Below are 21,174 nucleotides of genomic sequence, written 5' to 3'. Positions count from 1 at the left end.
CCAGACTTCAAAATACCAAAAAAAAACCCAGGTTGCCCTGGGTTTTTTGAAAATCAATTTTGATCCTCTAAATTAAGCGCGTGATTTAGCACGAGCTTTCTTTTGAGTTTTCTTAACAGTTTTCTTTTTAGCAGCTACAGTTTTTGTACCCGCTTTTTTAGCTTTAGAAGCTACTTTTTTAGCTGGCTTAGCGTCAGCTTTAGCAGTTTTTTCTTCTTTAGCAGCTGTTTTAGCTTCGAAATCGTAGTCTACGAACTCAAGGAACGCCATCTCAGCAGTGTCACCTGGGCGACGACCGATTTTGATGATGCGAGTGTAACCACCTGGACGAGAAGCAAAACGAGGAGCCAAGTCCTTCATGATGATGCTTACTACGTTTTTATTTGGGTAGCGAGACAACAACAAACGAGTTGTGTTCAAGTCACCTTTTTTACCCAAAGTGATAGCGCGCTCAACGTGACGGCGAGTTTCTTTCGCACGGTCAACAGTTGTAGTGATACGGCCGTGCTCTACTAGAGACTCAACCAAACCACGCAACAACGCTTTTCTTGGGCCAGATTTACGATCGAAATGCTTAACTCTTCTTCTGTGTGAACTCATATGTTCTCCGGTTAAAACGTGGGGACCGTATTAGGTATCCTCACGAAGAACACTCGCGCTTGATTGCTCGGTGTTTCTTTTTCGGGCTCCAGCCCTCACCAACTCCTCAGGGAGTTGGTGTCATCACAGCTTGTGACTATTGTTGTGTTTCTCTTTTTACTGGTGGTTGAGAAGGATCCCAACCTGGAGGCGGCCAACCTTCGATTTTCATACCAAGGCCAAGACCCATCTCGCCCAAGATCTCTTTGATCTCGTTCAAAGACTTGCGTCCAAAGTTTTTAGTTTTAAGCATCTCTGCTTCAGAACGAACAACCAACTCACCGATGTAACGGATGTTAGCGTTTTTCAAGCAGTTCGCAGAACGAACAGAAAGCTCAAGATCGTCAACAGAACGGAACAAGTTCTCGTTCAATGAAGGCGAACCTAGCTCGCGAGATTCTTCAACTGGTTCCATGCTTTCATCGAAAGTAAGGAAGATTTGAAGTTGTTCTTTCATGATTTTAGAAGAAAGAGCAACAGCTTCGTCCGGTTTCAATGAACCATCAGTCCAAACTTCCAAAGTCAAAGCATCGTAGTCAGTTCTTTGACCAACGCGTGCATTTGAAACATTGTAGTTAACTTTACGGATTGGGCTGTAAAGAGCGTCAACACCGATGAAGCCAACTGGAAGATCAGTTTCTCTGTTTTCAACTGGTACGTAACCACGACCGAAACTTACAACGATTTCCGCTGCGAAGTTACCGTTCGCACCCAAAGTAGCGATGTGGTGATCTGGGTTTAGAACCTCGATCTTATCAGATACTTGGATGTCTGCTGCAGTAACTTTACCTGGACCTTTTTTAGAGATCTTCAAAGTCAAAGAGTCAGATGTGTATTGTTTGAAACGTACTTCTTTAAGGTTCAAGATGATGTCAGTAACATCTTCAAGAACGTCTGGGATCGTAGTGAACTCGTGCAATACGCCTTCGAACTTAACCGCAGTAATTGCAGAACCCATCATAGAGCTAAGAAGAATTCTTCTTAGGGAGTTACCAAGAGTAACGCCGAAACCTCTTTCAAGCGGACGGATAATGAATTTTGCGTAGTCATCACGAAGAGTATCACGATCAACCTCAAATCCCTTTGGTTTGATCATTTCTCTCCAAAACTTATAATAATGCTCTTGCATGGATCCCCCGAGAGGTTAATTTATCTTGAGTAGTAATCGTCGAACAAAATCCCTATGGGTTCCGTTCAACCTCAAGCTACAGCAGAAATTTTCATCTGATTGCGGCTTGACTTGATTTGGGCACTCACCATTCAACAAGAAATGGTTGCCATTAACAAGCTGTCTTGCTTCGCGGCACGGTTTTTGAATTAAACTGCACGAATTTCTTCATGCAGCCAATATTCAAATACCGAGAACTTCAAACGAGAGAGGCGACTTTTTAAGGAGTCGCCTATCAGGTTATTAGATTCTTCTGCGCTTAGGAGGACGGCAACCGTTGTGCGGAACAGGAGTGATATCTTTAAGAGTCAAGATTCTCATGCCTGTAGCAGCCAAAGCACGGATCGCTGGTTCACGACCAGCGCCTGGGCCTTTAAGGTATACGTCAACGGCTTTCATGCCAGCTTCCATAGCCTTTTTTGCTGCGTCTTCAGCCGCAACTTGAGCTGCGAATGGAGTACCTTTACGGCTACCTTTGAAACCAAGGTGACCTGCAGATGACCAAGAAACAGTTGCACCAGAAGGGTCAGTCATCGTGATGATAACATTACCGAAACCTGCTTGAATGTAGCAGTTCCCTTGTGGAACGTTTCTTTTAACTTTTTTCTTTGTAGTTGTCTTATTTTTATTTTCAGTATTCATCGCTAAAGTCCTTTAACTATACTGCTTTTTTCTTATTAGCGACCGTCTTCTTAGGACCTTTACGAGTACGTGCATTAGAACGAGTGTTCTGACCACGAACTGGCAAGCCTTTGCGGTGGCGAATACCACGGTAGCAGTTAAGATCCATCAAACGTTTAATAGATTGGCCAACTTCACGACGAAGATCACCCTCTACTTTAAAGTTTTGCTCGATGATTCCACGGATTTTTGCGATGTGCTCGTCTGTCAAACCTTCAGTTCTTAGAGTTGAAGGAATACCTACTTGCTTGCAAATCATAGCTGAACGAGGACGTCCGATCCCGTAGATATAAGTCAATGCGATTTCAACGCGTTTATTTCTAGGTAAGTCGACACCAAGGATACGTGCCATGATTAACCCTGCCTTTGCTTATGTTTAGGGTTCTCGCAGATAACGCGAATAACGCCTTTTCTTTTAATAACTTTACACTTATTACAAATTGCTTTTACTGATGGTCTTACTTTCATAAAATCTTCCCATGCGTGCTAATTTTTTGGCCAAAAATAGCCAAAAAGTACAGCAAAAATACAAACGAGGAGTCGGACGCTATCACCGAGCAGTGTTAATGTCTAGAGATAAAACAATAATAAAAGTGGTTAGCCTATTATTTTTTCGATCTCGTTATAGACCTGCGAAGTGTCCCTATTACCGTCGACTACGATGTATTTTCCTGATTTTTTATAAAACTCTTTAAGTGGGCTTGTGAATTCCTGGTAGGTTTTAAGGCGCGTCTCAATAACGTCTGCCTTATCATCATTGCGCTGAATTACTTCACCGCCGCAGTTATCACATTTACCTTCCGTCTTGGTAGGCTTACTGACAATGTGGTAAACAGCCCCGCAACTTTTACATACGCGTCTACCTGTTAAACGATCCATCAAGATTTCCATTGGAACTTCCAAAAAGATGGCTTTTCCAATAGAAAGTGTCATTTTATTCAAAAGAGCATCCAAAGCCTCAGCTTGCGCCACAGTTCTTGGAAACCCGTCTAGGATAAAGTTTTTTACGCCTTTTTGAAGTACTTCCTCAACCATTCCGATAACGATGCTATCTGGAACTAATTGACCCTTATCCATGTACTCTTGGGCTTTTTTGCCAAGGTCTGTTTGACCTTTGATGGCAGCTCGGAACAAATCCCCTGTGCTGATTTGAGTCATACCCAAGTGTTTGATCAACAACTCGGATTGTGTACCTTTACCAGCGCCTGGAGCTCCAAACAGAATAACGTTCATTAGAACTGAACCCTTCTGCTACGGATTTTCGCACCTTTCATGAAACCTTCGTATTTTTGAGTGATCATGTGAGATTGGATTTGCTGAGCAGTATCCAAAGCAACACCGACCAAGATCAAAAGTGATGTACCACCGAAGTAGAACGGAAGATTCATTTGGCTAGACAAGATACCTGGCATTACGCAGATAACTGACAAGTAGATACAACCCAATACGTTTACGCGCTCAAGAACTTTTTGGATATAATCCGCAGTGCTCTTACCTGCGCGAACACCTGGAACGAAACCGCCGTACTTTTTCAAGTTGTCAGCTACTTCATTCGGGTTGAACACGATTTCAGTATAGAAGAATGAGAAGAATACGATCAACGCCACGAACATGATGTTGAAGATCGTGCCTGACGGATTCAAAGAATCTTGAAGCGCTTTCAACCAAGGCGTGTGAACGAATTGAGCCATAGTCGCCGGGAACATTAGCAATGAGCTGGCGAAGATTGGTGGGATAACCCCAGAGAAGTTAATTTTGATTGGAAGATGGCTTGTTGGAGTCTGCATAGACTGCATACCGCCGCCACCCGCACGCTGAGAATACTGAACAGTGATTCTGCGTTGAGCGACTTCCATGTAGATAACCGCTGCGATGATTGCAACCATTAGAACCAATAGAAGCAATACAACGATGAATTTCATTTCACCAGATTTAACCAATTCGAAAAGGCGTTGTGCACCTTGAGGAATTGCTGCTGCGATACCTGTAAAGATGATCAAAGAAGAACCGTTACCGATACCTCTTTCAGTGATTTGCTCACCCAACCACATGATGAAGCAAGTACCTGCTGTCAACGTGATGATTGTCATCAATTGGAAGGGAAGGAATGCCACAGTTGGTGCAATCACAAGTGGATGACCATCTGGGCTTGTAGAATTCATCAACCAGCTAGAGATACCGTAACCTTGTACGACAGCCAAAGCTACAGTCGCATAGCGAGTGTATTGGTTGATTTTGCGACGACCAGCTTCGCCTTCTTTCTTCAATGATTCCAACATTGGAACCGCAGAAGTCAGAAGTTGGAAGATGATCGAAGCAGAGATGTAAGGCATGATTCCCAGTGCGAAAACGCTGAACTGGGAAAGTGCACCACCCGTAAAGGTGTTAAATAGGCCGAAAATTCCATGCGCTTGCGCTTGGAAAAATGAAAGCACCGCAGTTCCATCCACGCCAGGCGTTGGAACGTGAACTCCGATTCTGTAGACAGCCAATAAGGCCAACGTGAAGAATATACGTTTACGAAGATCCGAATTCTTTGCGATGCTTTCAATTGCAGACACTACTTAATTACCTCGACTTTGCCGCCAGCAGCTTCAATAGCTTTCTTAGCGCTTTCTGAAAATTTGTGAGCTTTCACAGTCAAAGCTGTTTTTAGCTCGCCCATTCCCAAAATCTTAACCGCGCCCTTGTTAACAAGTCCAGCAGTGAAAAGAGTTTCAGGAGTTACTTCTCCAGAAAATTTAGCAAGTTGTCCTACGTTGACAATCTCAAAATTGTTAGCAAACGCGACGTTGCTAAAACCAAATTTTGGCAAACGACGGTGCATAGGTGTTTGACCACCCTCGAAGCCACGACGCACAGTACCGCCAGTACGAGCCAATTGACCCTTGTGACCTTTAGTAGATGTGCCACCCATACCAGAACCGATACCACGACCGATTCTTTTTGGAGCGTGTTTAGATCCAGCTTTTGGAGCTAGTTGATTAAGCAAGCTCATGGATTACCCCTTAACTTCAACATTTACTAGATGTTGAACTTTCATGATTTGACCACGGTTTGCTGGAGTATCGTTAACTTCTGCAGTTGAACGAAGCTTCTTCAAACCTAGGCAACGGACTGCATCTTTTTGTTCTTGAGTGCAGCCGATAGTCGATTTTTTCAATGTTACTACGAATTTCTTAGCCATTTTACCCTCCGACTATTTGGAAAACTCTTTAAGTTGAGCCAAACCATCGAGTGTTGCTCTTACTGCATTGTGCGGGTTACGAGTACCAACACATTTAGTAAGAATGTCTTTTACGCCAACTGACTCAAGAACGGCACGAACTGCACCACCCGCGATCACACCAGTACCTGGAGCTGCTGGTTTCATAATAACCTTAGCTGCACCAAATTTACCGACTACTTCGTGAGGGATTGTACGACCTTCTTTAAGAGTCACGCCTTTAGCTGATTTTTTAGCTGCGCGGCTTGCTTTACCGATAGCTTCAGGAACTTCCTGAGACTTACCAGTACCAAAACCAACGTCACCAGCTTTATTACCAACAACTACTAGAGCTGCGAAAGTGAAACGACGACCACCCTTAACAACTTTTGTTACGCGGTTAATCGCTACTACACGCTCTTCCAATTCAGCTGCTTGAGCTTGAACCTTCTCCACATTCACTCCTTAGAAATTGAGGCCGCCCTCACGAGCGCCATCAGCTAGAGATTTAACACGGCCATGGTACAAGTAACCGTTACGGTCGAATACCACGTTCGTGATTTTTTTAGCGGTAGCAGCTTTCGCTACTTCCATACCAACAAGCTTAGCCATATCGATGCCAGCTTTGTCTTCTTTACCAAGAGAAGAAACTGACACAAGAGTGTGGCCAGTAACGTCGTTGATAACTTGTGCATACATATGCTTACCGCTTCTGTATACGCAAAGACGAGGTCTTTCATCAGTTCCGTTAACCGTTTTGCGGATACGGATCTTCTTTTTAAGGCGATTTACTTTACGATCGCTTGTATGTTTATTCATTTTAAGTTTCATACATTACCTCTATTTACCAGCAGACTTACCGGCTTTACGACGGATATGCTCACCAGCGTAACGAACACCTTTACCCAAGTATGGTTCTGGTGGACGGAACGAACGGATTTTAGCAGCTACTTGACCAACAAGTTCTCTGCTAGCGCCAGTGATTGAAAGTGCTGTTTGTTTTTCAACTTTAATTTCGATGCCTTCTGGGATATCGAAGATTACAGGGTGAGAGAAGCCCAAAGAAAGCTCCAACTTTTTACCTGCAACGTTTGCACGATAACCGACACCTTGAAGTTCAAGACCTTTAGTGAAGCCTTTAGTAACGCCAGTTACTGCGTTTTGTACCAAAGCTCTGTAAAGACCGTGCAATGCACGAGCATCTTTCGTGTCGTCCTTACGAACCAACACTACTTTGTTGCCTTCAACTTTAGCTGTAACTTGAGGTTGCATAGCAATCTTCAAAGAAGATTTTGCGCCCTTGATTACAACTTCATTAGCAGGTGTAACATCTACTTTTACTGTGTTATCAAAAATAACGGGTGCTTTACCAATACGAGACATGTTTCACCTACCAAAGTGTCGCAAGCAATTCGCCGCCGAGATTTTGCTCAGCTGCTTGCTTACCGCTCAAGATCCCTTTGCTTGTGCTGATGATGGACATACCCATACCAGAACGAACTTGAGGAATTTTATCTGATTTAACATATACACGTCTGCCTGGACGGCTTACACGGTCGATAGAGTTGATAGCGTGGCCACCAGCTTCATCGTACTTCAAGTAAACACGCATGATGCCTTGTTTAGAATCTTTCGCAACTTTGAAGCTGCGGATAAGACCTTCATTAACAAGGATCTGTGCGATACCAGCGCGAACTTTAGAAGCAGGCAAATCCACTTTTTCGTGTTTTGCTGCTCCAGCATTTCTAATGATTGTAAGGAACTGAGAAATTGTATCCATAGTTTTCCTCTTACCAGCTAGCTTTCGTTACGCCTGGCAATTTACCGTCAAGCGCAAGTTGTCTGAAGGCGATACGAGACAAACCGAATTTTCTGTAGTTACCACGAGGGCGACCAGAAAGTTCACAACGTGTGATAACACGGTTGATGTTTGTCTTTTGAGGAAGAGCTTGAAGCTTTTTACGAGCTTCTGCTCTTTCGTCATCAGAAAGTTTCATGTCAACGGCTTTATTTCTAAGCTCTGTTCTGTATTCAGTGTAGCGCTTAGCAGTAGCTTTTCTTTTGTTATTTTTAATAATTGCTGATTTGCGTGCCATTTGATCATCCTACTTTCTGAAAGGCATACCAAGTGCTTCAAGAAGCGCTCTGCCTTCAGTATCGTTTTTAGCTGTTGTACAGATAGTGATGTTCATACCACGAGTTTTATCAACTTTATCAAAGTTGATCTCAGGGAACACGATTTGCTCCTTAAGACCCATGTTGTAGTTACCACGGCCGTCAAAACCTTTGTTCGGAAGACCACGGAAGTCACGTACGCGAGGTAGTGCCAACGTGTTCAAACGATCAAGGAATGACCACATTCTCTCTTTTCTCAAAGTCACGCGAACACCCAATGGGATGCCAGCACGCAATTTAAAGTTAGAGATAGCTTTTTTAGCTTTAGTAATTACAGCTTTTTGACCAGCGATCGCAGTGATCTCGTCAACAACAGTATTCAAAATTTTTGGATTTTGAACTGCTTCGCTCAAGCACACGCTAAGAGTGATTTTCTCCAAGCGAGGAACTTGCATTACGTTTTCAACTCCCAATTGTTTTTTTAGAGCAGGAGCGATCTCTTTATTGTATTTAGCTTTTAAGCGATTCATCTCATACCCCTTATAGAACTTCCGGAGCCAAAGATACGATCTTAACGAACGACTTTGCTCTCAACTCTCTGGCAACTGGGCCAAAGATACGTGTTCCAATTGGTTCTTTATTAGCGTTGATCAAAACAGCAGAGTTATCATCGAAGCGGATGTAAGAACCATCAGCACGACGAAGTTTTTGAACAGTTCTAACTACTACTGCTTTAGCAACGTCACCTTTTTTAACTTTAGCGTTTGGCAAAGCTTCTTTGATAGAAACAACGATAACATCACCGATAGATGCTACACGACGTTTAGAACCACCAAGGACCTTTACGCACATAACTTCTTTTGCGCCAGAGTTGTCAGCTACATTTAGTCTAGTTTGCATTTGAATCATGACAACACTCCTACGCTTTCGCCGTCTCTACGACTTCAGAAAGAGCCCAACGTTTAGTTTTGCTAAGAGGACGTGTTTCACGGATCTTAACGATGTCACCAGTTTTAGCTTGGTTTTTTTCGTCATGAGCTTTGAACACAGAAGTTTTCTTAACGTACTTACCGTATTTAGCGTGTTTAACCATGCGGTAGATTAGGACAGAGATAGTTTTATCCATCTTGTCGCTGATAACCTCACCAACTACTTCGATTTTACGACCACGAGTATTTGTTTCAGTTGTCATTTACTACCTCGCTACTTTCTTTACGATTGCTGTATTGATTTTCGCGATTGAACGACGAAGATCACGAATTTCAATTGGGTTAGAAAGTTGACCAATTGAATTCTTGATACGAGCTTGGAACAACTCTTCAGAAAGAGCTGCTCTTTTCTTTTTCAACTCAGTTACAGAAAGATCTTTAATCTCTACGAACTTCATAACTACTCCCTAACCAAGAAACGAGTTTTGAAAGGAAGTTTGTGAGCTGCGCGTTCGAAAGCTTCTTTAGCTTGTTCACGAGTCACACCGTTCATTTCGAAAAGAACTTTTCCAGGAAGAACACGGGCTACCCATAGCTCCGGGTTACCTTTACCGCTACCCATACGAGTTTCAGCTGGTTTTTTTGTTACCGGTGTATTTGGGAATACACGGCACCAGATTTTACCACCACGCTTAACTGAACGAGAGATAGCAATACGACCTGCTTCCAACTGACGTGCTGTAAGACGTCCTTCCTCAACTGCTTGAAGACCGAAATCTCCAAAATCAAGGTTAGAACCTCTGTACGCAAAACCAGTTGCGCGGCCTACAAATTGTTTACGCCATTTTACTCTTTTAGGACTTAACACGACCTGCCTCCTCAACTTCGCGAGCAGATAAGATATCGCCTTTATAGATCCATACTTTCAATCCGATGATACCGTATGCAGTTAGAGCTTCAGCAGTACCGTAGTCGATATCTGCGCGCAATGTATGAAGAGGAACACTCTTCTCATTGTACCACTCTGAACGAGCAATCTCTGCACCATCAAGACGACCGGAAACACGGATCTTGATACCTCTCACGCCGCCTTTGATCGCAGCTGCAATAGATTTTTTAAGAGCTCTTCTCCAAGAGATACGTTTCTCAAGTTGTTGAGCAATGCTCTCAGCAACGAGCTGAGCATCGAGGTCTGGCTTGCGCACTTCTTGGATGCTCAAGAAAACTTCGTTGGGTGTAAGTTTTTGAACTTCCGCTTTAAGAGCGTCAATACCAGTACCTTTTTTACCAATAACAACACCTGGGCGAGCAGTAGAGATGATGATTTTAATCTTCTTCGCTGCACGTTCCATTTCGATTTTAGCTACACCAGCGTGCTTAAGTTTACCTTTTAGGTATTTTCTCAAGCGGATATCTTCATGTAGATTTTCGAAATATTGGTTACCCTTCGCATACCAGCGAGAGTCCCAAGTTCTAATAACACCAACGCGTAAACCAATTGGATGAACCTTTTGTCCCACGATTATTTCTCCTCAAGTACTACGTTGATGTGGCTTGTTTTCTTACGAACACCGAAAGCACGGCCTTGAGCGCGTGGACGGAATCTCTTAAGAACCGGACCTTGATCAACCCAGATGGCTTTAACAACCAAGTTATCAACGTCCATAACTTTTTTGTATTCAGCGTTAGCTACAGCAGATTCGATAAGTTTCTTTACCATACCTGCAGTTTTTTTGTTCAAGAAAGTAAGAGTTTTAACAGCTTCGTTCACGTCTTTACCGCGAACTAGGTCTGCAACAAGTCTTGCCTTTTGAGCACCTACTCTTGCGTATTTTAGACTAGCTTTAACTTCCATAACCTCTACCTACTACTTCTTAGCAGCAGCTGGAGCTGCTGCTTTCTTCTCAGCGTGGCCTTGGAAAGTTCTTGTCGGAGCAAACTCACCAAGTTTGTGACCGATCATGTTCTCAGTGATGTAAACTGGAACGAACTTTCTACCATTGTGAACTGCGAACGTAAGTCCGATAGTTTCTGGAAGAATTGTTGAACGACGAGACCAAGTTTTGATAACTTTCTTATCGTTTTTTGCAATTGCGTGGTCGATCTTCTTTTGAACGTGAAGATCAACAAATGGACCTTTTTTAATCGAGCGTGCCACAGTCTACTCCTACTTACGTCTCTTAATGATTGAAGAGTCAGTTCTCTTGTTATGTCTTGTCTTGTAACCTTTACATGGTTGACCCCATGGAGTTACAGGATGATGACCTTTACCCACACCTTCACCACCACCCAATGGATGGTCTACTGGATTCATGTGCATACCACGAACTGAAGGACGGATACCTCTCCAACGAGAGCGACCAGCTTTACCCAGATTAATGTTTTCGTTGTCAGTGTTACCAACTTGACCAATTGATGCGCGGCAAACAGAAAGAACCTGTTTCAACTCACCAGATGGCATACGAACTTGGCAGTACATATCACCTTTACCAGCCAAAGTCGCGCTCGCACCTGCACCTCTGCAAATTTGACCACCTTTACCTGGGCGCAATTCGATATTGTGAATTACTGTACCAACAGGGATAGCTGACAAAGACAAAGAGTTACCAGGTTTGATATCGGCTTTGTCTGAAGAAAGTACAGTGTCGCCTACATTCAAGCCAACTGGCGCGATGATGTATGCTTTCTGACCGTCTACATAATTAAGAAGAGCGATACGGCAAGTTCTGTTCGGATCGTATTCGATCGCAGCAACTTTCGCTGGCACTTCTAGTTTCATACGTTTGAAATCAACCAAACGGTATTTACGTTTATGACCGCCACCTTGGTGACGAATAGTAATTTGACCGTGATTGTTACGAGCTGCTTGTTTCTTTAGAGGAGCAAGCAAAGACTTCTCTGGAGTTGTCTTTGTGATTTCTTTGAAATCGAAACCAGTCATTCCTCTACGACCATGAGAGCGCGGGGCGAACGTCTTGATACCCATCTCTATACTCCCTCAAAAAGAGCGATCTTCTCACCTTCAACAAGCTTAACGTAAGCTTTTTTCCAGTAAGGGACCTTAGTTGCACCAAACTTCGTGTTTTTAGAGTGACCGCGGCAAACGCTAGTTCTTACGCTGTCTACTTTAACTTTGAAGTTCTTTTCTACTGCTGCTTTTACTTCTGTTTTTGTAGATTTCATATCTACTTCGAACACGTAAACGCCAGCTGCGTTGTGGTATGTGTTTTTCTCCGTGATTAGTGGAGTTTTAATTACTTGTTTCATCTTACGCTTTCTCCATTGAGCAGCGATCTACGATTTTAGCTACAGAATCTTTAGTGATTACTGCTGCATCGTATTTCAAAAGATCAAACACGTTCAAACCTTCAACTGGGAAGTATTTGAATGTTGGAAGATTTTTTGAAGCTTGATTGAACTTGTCGTTAACATTTGCATCGATCAATACAGCTTTTTTCAAACCAAACGCTTTAAGACGTTTGCTCAATTCAGCTGTTTTACCTTCAGATTGCATGCTGTCTACTACGAACAACTTGCCTTCTTTTTGAAGGTGAGAAAGTGCCATGCTCAAACCTAAGCGGCGAACTTTTTTAGGAAGTACGAACGCGTAGCTGCGTGGTTGAGGACCGAAAGCAGTACCACCACCAGGCATCAAGATAGAACGGCTAGAACCTTGACGAGCTCCACCAGTACCTTTTTGTTTGAAAGGCTTCTTACCACCACCGCTCACTAGACCTTTTGTTTTAGTCATGTGAGTACCTTGGCGACGGCTAGCCAATTGCCATTGAACTACTGTGTGCAAAACTTCTTTTTTAATAGGAGTTTCGAAAACATCAGAAGCAAGATCGATTGATCCAACTTTTTCTTTTTTCCAGTTAAGTACATTTACTGTTGCCATATTACACTCTCACCAATTTCACCAAAGTGTTTTTCGCACCTGGAACTGGGCCCTTAACCATAACAACGTTTTCTGCGTGATTGATCTCAACGATTTCAACGTTCTTAACAGTTACTGTTTCGTTACCAAGATGACCTGGGAATTTCTTACCTGGCATTACGCGACCTGGCCATGTTCTGTTACCAGAAGAACCCGGACGACGGTGGAATTTAGAACCGTGTGAACCAGGTCCACCGGCGAAGTTCCAACGCTTCATAACACCTGCGAAACCTTTACCTTTAGATTTCGCTGTCATTTTAACAGTGTCACCTTTAGCCAAAGAGTCGATAGATACTTGCGCGCCTACTGTAAGACCTTCTGGAATAGCTTGACGAATTTCTTTTACGAAACGCGCGCCATTTTCGAAGCCAGCACCTTTAAGGTGGCCTTGTTCAGCTTTGTTTGAATTTTTAGCTTTTTTAGGTTCGCAAGCTACTTGAATAGCTTCGTAACCATCAGCTTCGTTAGTTTTGATTTGAGAAACAAACCAAGGTTCATAACGAAGAACTGTAACTGGGATAGCTTCACCTTGTTCATTGTAGATGGTAGCCATACCCTCTTTGAATGCGAACAAGCCATCAAGTTTTAGGCCTGTTGCAGACGTTTGTGTGTTTTCTGTAGTTTCGCTCACGTCTTACTCCTAAACCGCTGAAAGTTTGATTTCGACGTCAACACCAGCAGAAAGGTCCAATTTCATCAATTGGTCTACTGTTTGTTGAGTGGGTTCAAGGATATCAAGCATACGCTTGTGAGTTCTTACTTCGAATTGCTCACGAGATTTTTTATCTACGTGCGGAGAACGAAGTACTGTGTAGCGGTTGATGCGAGTAGGCAAGGGAATTGGACCCGCAACTTTTGCGCCTGTGCGACGAGCAGTCTCAACGATTTCTTTCGTCGACTGATCAAGCAATTTATGATCGAATGCCTTCAATCTGATTCTAATCTTCTGACTTTGCATAAGGACACTTCTCTTCTTTTTTTATAAAGTAGCGTAATTACTAGCAAACTTGTTAATAACTGAACATCAAATCCCATCGAAAACTTGCCCCGAATTAGCCCTTGCGGCCTAGAAAGTCCACCAAACGCGGGGGGTTTTTTGTAAATATAGATGTCACGAGTGCGCGAGTATGCGCATTTAAAAAATCTTTGTCAAAGGGAAAAAATTAAATTTTTAGTATCTTCCCATTTTGTGTAGAATTTCCGTTTTTACCTTCGCAGGCACTACGGCATATTCCTTAAATTCCATGCTGAAACTTGCTCTACCTTGGCTCAAACTGCGCACATCTGTCGCATAACCGAATAGAGTGGCCAATGGCGCCTCGGCAGAGATAACTTGCCCGCCCCCTGGCTTCACGTTCATCGTGAGAATTCTTCCACGACGCGAGTTCAAGTCACCCACGACATTGCCCACGAAATCATCAGGGCAAGTCACTTCCAGCTTAAAGATTGGCTCCATAAGCTCTACTTGGGCATTTTTTACAGCATCCCTGAAAGTCAAAGAAGCGGCTGCTTTAAAGGCCATTTCAGTGGAGCTCTCAGGACGGACTTCAATACTTGTTAAAGTCCCCTTAACACCGAGCATAGAATAGCTAGCCAACGGACCTACCTCAGCAGCTTCACGGAAGCCGCTTTCGATAGCTTTTAGCATCGTTGGTGTAAACTCTTTAGACGTTGATACCTTGCTTACGAATTGAATGTGATCCGCTTGAGGAATCGGCTCAATCGTCAAGGTTACAGACGCGAAGTTCATCTCGCCAGCAATCTCGCGCTCATATACATGAGACGCGGAAGCCGCAGACGTAATAGTTTCGCGATAGGAGACCTGAGGCTTACCAACATTCGCTTGCACTTTGTGCTCACGAAGAAGGCGATCCACCAGGATATCTAAGTGAAGCTCCCCCATCCCGGAAAGCAAGATTTGCCCTGTTTCAGGGTCATTTCTTAGCTTACAAGAAGGGTCTTCTTTTTGAAGTTTCTCAAGGCCCGCAAGCATCTTCTCTTGATCAGCAGAAGATTTGGCTTCAATCGCCACAGCAATAACAGGCTCAGGGAAAGTAATAGATTCAAGAACAACTGCATGAGAAGTTTCGCAAAGAGTATCACCTGTACCAGTGAATTTCAGACCGATCACGGCACCGATATCACCAGCCTTCAAACCGGTTACCTCTTCACGAGAGTTTGCATGCATTTTTACTAGCTTTTGAATGCGCTCTTTTTTCTGAGTACGAGGATTCAAAAGCTGATCGCCCACTTTTACTTCACCGGAATAAACACGGATGTAAGTCAAAGTACCCGCGAACGGATCATTGGCAATTTTGAATGCCAATGCTGCCACGTGAGCATCAAAATCAGTTTTACAGATGATTTCTTTTTCAGGTTTTTCTGGATCGTGACCCACGATATCCGGAACTTCGATAGGTGATGGAAGGTAATCAATCACGCCATCTAGCAAAGGTTGAATACCTTTGTTTTTGAAAGCAGCTCCACAGAAGACTGGGAATGCTTTCAATTCAAGAGTGCCTTTACGAAGAGCTGCTTTAAGCTCTGCCACAGACACTTCTTCTCCATTGAGATATTTCTCAAGAAGAACGTCATCAAACTCAACGATCTTCTCAACGACCTCTGTACGGAAGCGATTAACGTCTTCCTTCATGTCATTGGGAACATCGGTAATTTCGAAGTTATCACCCATACCGGATGTACCCCAAACGTAGGCGCGATTTTCTAACAAATCGACAACACCACGGAAGGTATCTTCAACACCGATTGGAACTTGAACTGGAATTGGATTCGCTTGCAAGCGGTCTTTGATAGTCCCGAAAGACATCACAAAATCAGCACCCACGCGGTCCATTTTATTAACGAAGCAAATTCTTGGAACTTTGTATTTGTCAGCTTGTTTCCAAACAGTTTCAGACTGAGGCTCAACACCGTTCACACCGTCGAAAACCGCGATAGCACCATCGAGAACGCGCAAAGAACGCTCAACTTCAATAGTGAAGTCAACGTGCCCCGGAGTATCGATAATGTTAATGCGGTGATCTTTCCAGAACGCCATAGTGGCAGCAGAGGTAATAGTAATACCACGCTCTTGTTCCTGAACCATCCAGTCCATAGTGGCCTGGCCGTCGTGAACTTCACCAATTTTATGACTTTTTCCAGTGTAGTAAAGAATGCGCTCGGTGGTCGTCGTTTTACCGGCATCAATGTGAGCCATGATGCCGATATTACGAGTATACTTGAGATCAGCTACAACTTTAGGATCTTTAGCTGACATGAATACAGATTACCAGTTGTAGTGAGAGAAAGCCTTATTCGCTTCAGCCATACGGTGAACGTCATCTTTCTTCTTAATAGAGTTACCTCTATTGTTGTAAGCATCAACGAACTCACCAGCCAAACGTTTAGCATGGTCTTTTTCACCACGTTCACGAGAGTATTCTACCAACCAACGCATAGCCAAAGCTAGACGACGAGATGGGCGAACATCGATAGGTACTTGGTAAGTAGCGCCACCAACACGACGAGAACGAACTTCGATAGAAGGCTTAACGTTCTCAAGGGCTTTTTTGAAAACTGCAATTGGCTCTTCGCCTTGCACTTTACCTTCAAGCTCTTTCAATGCTCCGTAGAAAAGCTTCTGTGCAGTAGCTTTTTTACCTTGGATCATCATTTTGTTGATGAACTTAGCGATAGTAAGATCCTTGAAAACCGGATCTGGAATGATTTCTCTTTTAAAGGTCTTTTTACGACGTGACATCTCTCAATCCTTATTTCTTAGGTTTCTTAGTACCGTATTTTGAACGACTACGAAGACGACCGTTCACACCTTGAAGATCTAGAACACCGCGAACGATGTGGTAACGAACACCCGGCAAGTCTTTAACACGGCCGCCACGAATCAAGACAACGCTGTGCTCTTGAAGATTGTGACCGATACCTGGGATGTAAGAGATAACTTCAAAACCGTTAGAAAGACGTACTTTCGCTACTTTACGAAGAGCGGAGTTCGGTTTCTTTGGAGTTGTTGTATAAACACGAGTACAAACACCACGACGTTGCGGGCATGAAGCCAACGCAGGTGATTTTGTTTGGTTCTTTTGAACTTTACGCTCACTTTTGATGAGCTGGTTAATTGTAGGCACTTTAAAAACCCCTTAAACAATTTATATCGAATTCAAGACGCTGGAACTTACATTGTCGCAAGTGTCCGGGTCAAGACATTGTTGTTATTTTTATTTCCCAAAAACTGGCGTGAGTTCCATTCTTTGAGTTTTTTACATTTTTCTTACGAGATCCGGTGCCTTAGCCCTCAAAACCGCTAGTGAGGCGGGTTTGAGGATTTGGAGCACCGCAATCATTAACCTTGGTGAGACGGAGCAGAAGCCGTCATTCCTGGCAATGCCACGAATGATGTATCGTCGTCTTCTGCAACAGAAACTTTCCAACGTTTGTAAGAAGTTAAGCCAGTACCTGCAGGGATCAAACGACCCATGATGATGTTCTCTTTCAAACCACGCAAATGGTCTGTACGAGAATTGATCGCCGCTTCTGTAAGTACTTTTGTTGTTTCTTGGAATGACGCTGCTGAGATCCAGCTATCAGTGCTCAAAGAAACTTTCGTGATACCAAGAAGAAGTGGATTGCATGTAGCAAGTTGTCCACCTTCACGGCTCAAACGAGCATTTTCTTCGTCGAAAGCATATCTTTCAGCTTGTTCACCAGCCAAGAAGCGGCTGTCACCAGCGTCCTTGATTTCTACTTTACGTAGCATTTGGCGAACGATTACTTCGATATGCTTGTCATTGATAGCAACACCTTGAAGTCGGTAAACTTCTTGGATTTCATCAACAAGGTATGCAGATAGGGCTTTAGCACCTAGAACCGCCAGAATGTCATGAGGATTTGTTGGACCGTCCATCAACGCCTCACCGGCTCTTACGTACTCACCTTCTCTTACAGCAACGTGCTTACCTTTAGGGATGAGGTATTCTTTTTGCTCACCCACTTCAGGAGTTACGATCACACGTTGTTTACCTTTAACGTCTTTACCGAATGTCACATAACCATCAATTTCAGAGATGATTGCTGCTTCTTTCGGTTTACGAGCTTCAAACAATTCAGCAACGCGCGGAAGACCGCCCGTGATATCCTTCGTTTTCGAAGTCTCACGATGCATTTTCGCGATTACGTCACCGGCATGAATTTCTTGACCGTCAGCTGCTAGAAGCTGAGCACCCACTGGGATCAAATATCTCGCAGGGATGTCACGACCAGGAAGATTCAATGTCTTACCATTGCCATCAACTAGGAACACAGTTGGTTTAATGTCAGAAGATTTAGATTCCATGATAACTTTAGTCGCGAAACCGGTTACCGCATCCACTTGCTCCTGCATTGTAGAACCTTCTTCGATATCCTGATATTGGATCTTCGCAGAAACCTCTGCGATGATTGGATTCGAATATGGATCCCACTCGACAACTGTTTGCCCTTTGGCAACTTTGTCACCTTCTTTAAAGTTCAATACAGCACCGTAAACAAGCTTGAAGTTTTCACGCTCGCGGCCTGCTTCATCAACTACTAGAGCAGAACCGTTACGATTCATAACAGTCAATTTACCGTTACGGTTCGTAACTGCATGAACGTTTTCAAGTTTGATTGTACCGTCATAACGAGTTGTATGAACAGATTGCTCAACTGAACGAGAAGCCGCACCACCTAAGTGGAACGTACGCATCGTCAACTGAGTACCTGGCTCACCGATAGATTGAGCTGCGATGATACCAACTGTTTCACCAAGGTTCACAGTCGCACCACGAGACAAGTCACGGCCATAGCACTTCACACAAACACCACGTTTAGATTGGCAAACTAGCGCAGAACGGATGTCGACTTTATCGATACCCAAGCCTTCGATAGTTTTAACGTCAGTTTCAGTGATCTCTTGGTTCGCTCTAACAACTACGTTGTTAGTTTGAGGATCAACAACATCTCTCAATGTTGTACGACCAAGGATACGGTCACCGATGTTTTGGATGATCTCACCAGCTTCGTAAACTGGAGTGATTTCCAAACCGTCGTCAATACCGCAATCCAATTCAGAAACTACTACGTCTTGAGCAACGTCAACCAAACGACGAGTCAAGTAACCAGAGTTCGCTGTTTTCAATGCTGTATCGGCCAAACCTTTACGAGCACCATGCGTAGAGATGAAGTACTGGATAACTGTCAAACCTTCACGGAAGTTTGCAGTGATCGGTGTTTCGATGATCTCACCAGAAGGTTTCGCCATCAAACCACGCATACCACCCAACTGACGGATCTGAGTCGCGGAACCACGGGCTCCGGATTCAGCCATGATGTAAATTGGATTGAATGAAGGTCCTACTACTTCTTTGCCATCAACGATGAACGTTTGTTTTTCAATCGCGTTCATACCTTCTTTAGCAATTTTATCAGCAGTTTGTGCCCAGATATCCACTACCTTATTGTAGCGCTCACCATCTGTGATCAAACCTTCATCGTACTGAGTTTGGATCTCAGTCACTTGCTTTTCAGCATCCGCGATCATTGGAGCCTTGGCAGCTGGGATAACCATGTCATCGATACCGATAGACATACCTGCAGCTGTTGAATATTTGAAACCAAGTTCCATGATTTTGTCAGCCAAGATACAAGTCGCTTTTGCACCAGCAAGACGGAAAGTCTTGTCGATCAAAGCTGCGATTTGTTTCTTAGTCATGATCACGTTCACGTCATTGAAAGGAACTTCTTTAGGAACGGAATCCGAAAGAATCGCGCGACCTACAGTTGTTTCTTGCAATTTACCGTTAATACGAACTTTACAAGTAGCTTGCAAGTCTACCAAGCCTGTTTCGTAAGCGTATTGCGCTTCTTGAACAGTCGAGAAGATTTTGCCAGTTCCTTTTGCTCCAAGACGGTTACGAGTCAACCAGTACAGACCCAACACGATATCTTGTGAAGGATTGATGATTGGTTTACCAGACGCTGGAGAAAGAACGTTATTTGTAGACATCATCAAAACACGTGCTTCAACTTGTGATTCCACAGAAAGTGGAACGTGAACCGCCATTTGGTCACCGTCGAAGTCGGCATTGAAGGCACCGCACACTAGTGGATGCAATTGGATCGCTTTACCTTCGTGAAGTACAGGTTCGAAGGCTTGGATACCAAGTCTGTGAAGAGTTGGCGCACGGTTCAGAAGAACTGGATGTTCTTTAACTACGTCAGCCAAGATATCCCAAACTTCAACTGTCTCTTGCTCAACCAATTTCTTAGCTTGCTTGATAGTTGCTGCTAGGCCTTTTTCTTCAAGTTTGTTGTATACGAATGGTTTGAATAGCTCCAAAGCCATTTTCTTAGGAAGACCGCATTGGTGCAATTTCAACGTCGGACCTACAACGATAACGGAACGACCAGAGTAGTCCACACGTTTACCAAGTAGATTTTGACGGAAACGACCTTGCTTACCTTTCAACATATCAGAAAGGGAGCGAAGAGGACGTTTGTTTGGACCAGTGAAAGTCTTACCGCGACGACCGTTATCCAACAATGCGTCTACTGCTTCTTGCAACATACGTTTTTCATTGCGGATGATGATGTCTGGAGCGTTAAGCTCTTGAAGACGTTTCAAACGGTTATTACGGTTGATAACACGACGGTAAAGATCATTTAGATCTGAAGTCGCGAAACGACCACCATCAAGTGGTACCAACGGACGCAAATCCGGTGGCAATACAGGAAGAGCCTCAAGCATCATCCATTCAGGTTTGTTGATAGAGCCTTTGAAAGCCTCAACAACTTTAAGACGCTTAGTGATTTTCTTCATGCCCGCTTCAGATTTGATGTCTTTAGCTTCCATACGAAGTTTACGAGACAAATATTCTGGATCGATTTTTCTCAAAAGGTCACGAACAGCTTCGCCGCCCATGCCGTATTTGAATGAAGGACCGAATTCGTTCAAAGCTGCGTTCAAAGCTTCTTCAGTCAATACTTGGCCTTCTTCCAATGTAGTTTCCATTGGATCGATAACCACGTGTGCTTCACAATACAAAACTTTCTCAACGTCTTTCAAAGAAAGGTTAAGCAAGTTACCGATACGAGAAGGCAATGAGCGCAAGAACCAGATGTGTGCAACTGGAGTCGCAAGCTCAATGTGACCTAGACGTTCACGGCGAACTTTAGTTTGTGTAACTTCAACGCCGCACTTTTCACAGACGACGCCACGGTACTTCATACGTTTATACTTACCGCACAAGCACTCGTAATCCTTAATAGGACCGAAGATTTTCGCACAGAACAAACCATCACGCTCTGGTTTGAATGTACGATAGTTGATAGTTTCTGGCTTCTTAACTTCACCAAATGACCAATCACGAATCATTTCAGGTGACGCCAACGATACTCGTACGGCGTCAAACGAAAGTGGATCTTTTGGTTTATCGAAAAAATTCAACAAGTCTCTCAAAGAACACCC

General features: G+C 43.6%; 31 protein-coding genes. All 31 read right to left on the bottom strand.

All coding sequences use genetic code 11. From position 1 onward, the window contains the following. Positions 1–72: 72 nt before the first annotated feature. Positions 73–600 carry a 50S ribosomal protein L17 gene (gene rplQ / locus ACLVWP_RS03840; protein WP_088615285.1) on the bottom strand — a complete coding sequence of 176 codons (528 nt, stop codon included), beginning with the start codon at positions 598–600 and terminating at the stop codon, positions 73–75. Positions 601–736: 136 nt separating this feature from the next. After that, complete coding sequence (locus ACLVWP_RS03835; protein WP_413560218.1) at positions 737–1,768, bottom strand: DNA-directed RNA polymerase subunit alpha; 1,032 nt, start codon at positions 1,766–1,768, stop codon at positions 737–739. A gap of 282 nt (positions 1,769–2,050) precedes the next feature. Next, positions 2,051–2,449, bottom strand: coding sequence for a 30S ribosomal protein S11 (gene rpsK / locus ACLVWP_RS03830; RefSeq protein WP_413560217.1), 399 nt, complete (start codon positions 2,447–2,449; stop codon positions 2,051–2,053). Between the two features lie 16 nt (positions 2,450–2,465). Beyond that, complete coding sequence (gene rpsM, locus ACLVWP_RS03825; RefSeq protein ID WP_340599068.1) at positions 2,466–2,840, bottom strand: 30S ribosomal protein S13; 375 nt, start codon at positions 2,838–2,840, stop codon at positions 2,466–2,468. A 2-nt stretch (positions 2,841–2,842) separates the two neighbouring features. After that, on the bottom strand, positions 2,843–2,956 hold the full coding sequence (gene rpmJ, locus ACLVWP_RS03820; RefSeq protein WP_011165332.1) for a 50S ribosomal protein L36: 114 nt from the start codon (positions 2,954–2,956) through the stop codon (positions 2,843–2,845). A gap of 129 nt (positions 2,957–3,085) precedes the next feature. Then, the gene (locus ACLVWP_RS03815) at positions 3,086–3,721 is read right to left on the bottom strand and encodes an adenylate kinase (RefSeq protein WP_413560216.1); all 636 of its coding nucleotides are present in this window, start codon (positions 3,719–3,721) and stop codon (positions 3,086–3,088) included. Beyond that, positions 3,721–5,049, bottom strand: a complete 1,329-nt coding sequence (gene secY / locus ACLVWP_RS03810; protein ID WP_413560215.1) for a preprotein translocase subunit SecY — start codon at positions 5,047–5,049, stop codon at positions 3,721–3,723. The genes ACLVWP_RS03815 and secY overlap by 1 nt, the downstream gene beginning before the upstream one ends. Further along, positions 5,049–5,486: a 50S ribosomal protein L15 gene (gene rplO, locus ACLVWP_RS03805; RefSeq protein ID WP_413295036.1), complete on the bottom strand. Its 438-nt coding sequence runs from the start codon at positions 5,484–5,486 to the stop codon at positions 5,049–5,051. The genes secY and rplO overlap by 1 nt, the downstream gene beginning before the upstream one ends. A gap of 3 nt (positions 5,487–5,489) precedes the next feature. After that, positions 5,490–5,675, bottom strand: a complete 186-nt coding sequence (gene rpmD / locus ACLVWP_RS03800) for a 50S ribosomal protein L30 (RefSeq protein WP_413560214.1) — start codon at positions 5,673–5,675, stop codon at positions 5,490–5,492. A gap of 12 nt (positions 5,676–5,687) precedes the next feature. After that, positions 5,688–6,149 (bottom strand): 30S ribosomal protein S5, encoded by a 462-nt coding sequence (gene rpsE, locus ACLVWP_RS03795; protein ID WP_413560212.1) that lies wholly within the window; start codon positions 6,147–6,149, stop codon positions 5,688–5,690. A gap of 9 nt (positions 6,150–6,158) precedes the next feature. Then, positions 6,159–6,524, bottom strand: coding sequence for a 50S ribosomal protein L18 (gene rplR, locus ACLVWP_RS03790; protein WP_413560210.1), 366 nt, complete (start codon positions 6,522–6,524; stop codon positions 6,159–6,161). A gap of 9 nt (positions 6,525–6,533) precedes the next feature. Continuing rightward, entirely contained in the window at positions 6,534–7,076 is a 543-nt protein-coding gene (gene rplF, locus ACLVWP_RS03785; protein WP_413560209.1) for a 50S ribosomal protein L6, read from the bottom strand. A gap of 7 nt (positions 7,077–7,083) precedes the next feature. After that, the gene (gene rpsH, locus ACLVWP_RS03780) at positions 7,084–7,473 is read right to left on the bottom strand and encodes a 30S ribosomal protein S8 (RefSeq protein WP_088615296.1); all 390 of its coding nucleotides are present in this window, start codon (positions 7,471–7,473) and stop codon (positions 7,084–7,086) included. Between the two features lie 10 nt (positions 7,474–7,483). After that, positions 7,484–7,789, bottom strand: coding sequence for a 30S ribosomal protein S14 (rpsN, locus tag ACLVWP_RS03775; RefSeq protein ID WP_413560207.1), 306 nt, complete (start codon positions 7,787–7,789; stop codon positions 7,484–7,486). Positions 7,790–7,798: 9 nt separating this feature from the next. After that, positions 7,799–8,338 (bottom strand): 50S ribosomal protein L5, encoded by a 540-nt coding sequence (rplE, locus tag ACLVWP_RS03770; protein ID WP_413560205.1) that lies wholly within the window; start codon positions 8,336–8,338, stop codon positions 7,799–7,801. 10 nt (positions 8,339–8,348) lie between these two features. After that, positions 8,349–8,717, bottom strand: a complete 369-nt coding sequence (rplN, locus tag ACLVWP_RS03765; RefSeq protein WP_277577193.1) for a 50S ribosomal protein L14 — start codon at positions 8,715–8,717, stop codon at positions 8,349–8,351. A 10-nt stretch (positions 8,718–8,727) separates the two neighbouring features. Beyond that, positions 8,728–9,000: a 30S ribosomal protein S17 gene (gene rpsQ, locus ACLVWP_RS03760; protein WP_413560204.1), complete on the bottom strand. Its 273-nt coding sequence runs from the start codon at positions 8,998–9,000 to the stop codon at positions 8,728–8,730. 3 nt (positions 9,001–9,003) lie between these two features. Then, positions 9,004–9,195 carry a 50S ribosomal protein L29 gene (gene rpmC / locus ACLVWP_RS03755; protein WP_088615301.1) on the bottom strand — a complete coding sequence of 64 codons (192 nt, stop codon included), beginning with the start codon at positions 9,193–9,195 and terminating at the stop codon, positions 9,004–9,006. Between the two features lie 2 nt (positions 9,196–9,197). Beyond that, the gene (rplP, locus tag ACLVWP_RS03750) at positions 9,198–9,605 is read right to left on the bottom strand and encodes a 50S ribosomal protein L16 (RefSeq protein WP_088615302.1); all 408 of its coding nucleotides are present in this window, start codon (positions 9,603–9,605) and stop codon (positions 9,198–9,200) included. Continuing rightward, positions 9,592–10,257: a 30S ribosomal protein S3 gene (rpsC, locus tag ACLVWP_RS03745; protein ID WP_142699134.1), complete on the bottom strand. Its 666-nt coding sequence runs from the start codon at positions 10,255–10,257 to the stop codon at positions 9,592–9,594. The genes rplP and rpsC overlap by 14 nt, the downstream gene beginning before the upstream one ends. 2 nt (positions 10,258–10,259) lie before the next feature. Further along, the gene (gene rplV, locus ACLVWP_RS03740; protein WP_142699133.1) at positions 10,260–10,592 is read right to left on the bottom strand and encodes a 50S ribosomal protein L22; all 333 of its coding nucleotides are present in this window, start codon (positions 10,590–10,592) and stop codon (positions 10,260–10,262) included. A gap of 12 nt (positions 10,593–10,604) precedes the next feature. Further along, a complete protein-coding gene (gene rpsS, locus ACLVWP_RS03735) occupies positions 10,605–10,895 on the bottom strand; it encodes a 30S ribosomal protein S19 (RefSeq protein WP_413560201.1) in 291 nt (96 codons plus the stop codon). A 9-nt stretch (positions 10,896–10,904) separates the two neighbouring features. Further along, on the bottom strand, positions 10,905–11,723 hold the full coding sequence (gene rplB / locus ACLVWP_RS03730; RefSeq protein ID WP_088615306.1) for a 50S ribosomal protein L2: 819 nt from the start codon (positions 11,721–11,723) through the stop codon (positions 10,905–10,907). Positions 11,724–11,725: 2 nt separating this feature from the next. Next, entirely contained in the window at positions 11,726–12,004 is a 279-nt protein-coding gene (gene rplW / locus ACLVWP_RS03725; RefSeq protein ID WP_088615307.1) for a 50S ribosomal protein L23, read from the bottom strand. A gap of 1 nt (position 12,005) precedes the next feature. Continuing rightward, on the bottom strand, positions 12,006–12,635 hold the full coding sequence (gene rplD / locus ACLVWP_RS03720) for a 50S ribosomal protein L4 (RefSeq protein ID WP_181606317.1): 630 nt from the start codon (positions 12,633–12,635) through the stop codon (positions 12,006–12,008). 1 nt (position 12,636) lies between these two features. Next, a complete protein-coding gene (rplC, locus tag ACLVWP_RS03715) occupies positions 12,637–13,305 on the bottom strand; it encodes a 50S ribosomal protein L3 (protein WP_413560198.1) in 669 nt (222 codons plus the stop codon). A 9-nt stretch (positions 13,306–13,314) separates the two neighbouring features. Next, a complete protein-coding gene (gene rpsJ / locus ACLVWP_RS03710; protein WP_011165353.1) occupies positions 13,315–13,632 on the bottom strand; it encodes a 30S ribosomal protein S10 in 318 nt (105 codons plus the stop codon). A 213-nt stretch (positions 13,633–13,845) separates the two neighbouring features. Continuing rightward, positions 13,846–15,951 (bottom strand): elongation factor G, encoded by a 2,106-nt coding sequence (gene fusA, locus ACLVWP_RS03705; protein WP_413560197.1) that lies wholly within the window; start codon positions 15,949–15,951, stop codon positions 13,846–13,848. 9 nt (positions 15,952–15,960) lie between these two features. Then, complete coding sequence (rpsG, locus tag ACLVWP_RS03700; protein ID WP_413560196.1) at positions 15,961–16,434, bottom strand: 30S ribosomal protein S7; 474 nt, start codon at positions 16,432–16,434, stop codon at positions 15,961–15,963. A gap of 10 nt (positions 16,435–16,444) precedes the next feature. Next, positions 16,445–16,819: a 30S ribosomal protein S12 gene (rpsL, locus tag ACLVWP_RS03695; RefSeq protein WP_413560195.1), complete on the bottom strand. Its 375-nt coding sequence runs from the start codon at positions 16,817–16,819 to the stop codon at positions 16,445–16,447. A gap of 215 nt (positions 16,820–17,034) precedes the next feature. Further along, entirely contained in the window at positions 17,035–21,165 is a 4,131-nt protein-coding gene (gene rpoC / locus ACLVWP_RS03690; protein ID WP_413560193.1) for a DNA-directed RNA polymerase subunit beta', read from the bottom strand. Positions 21,166–21,174 lie beyond the last annotated feature (9 nt).

The sequence above is a fragment of the Bdellovibrio sp. HCB209 genome, from assembly GCF_047306065.1.
Taxonomy (GTDB): domain Bacteria; phylum Bdellovibrionota; class Bdellovibrionia; order Bdellovibrionales; family Bdellovibrionaceae; genus Bdellovibrio.
This window is presented reverse-complemented; position numbering and strand designations above follow the sequence as displayed.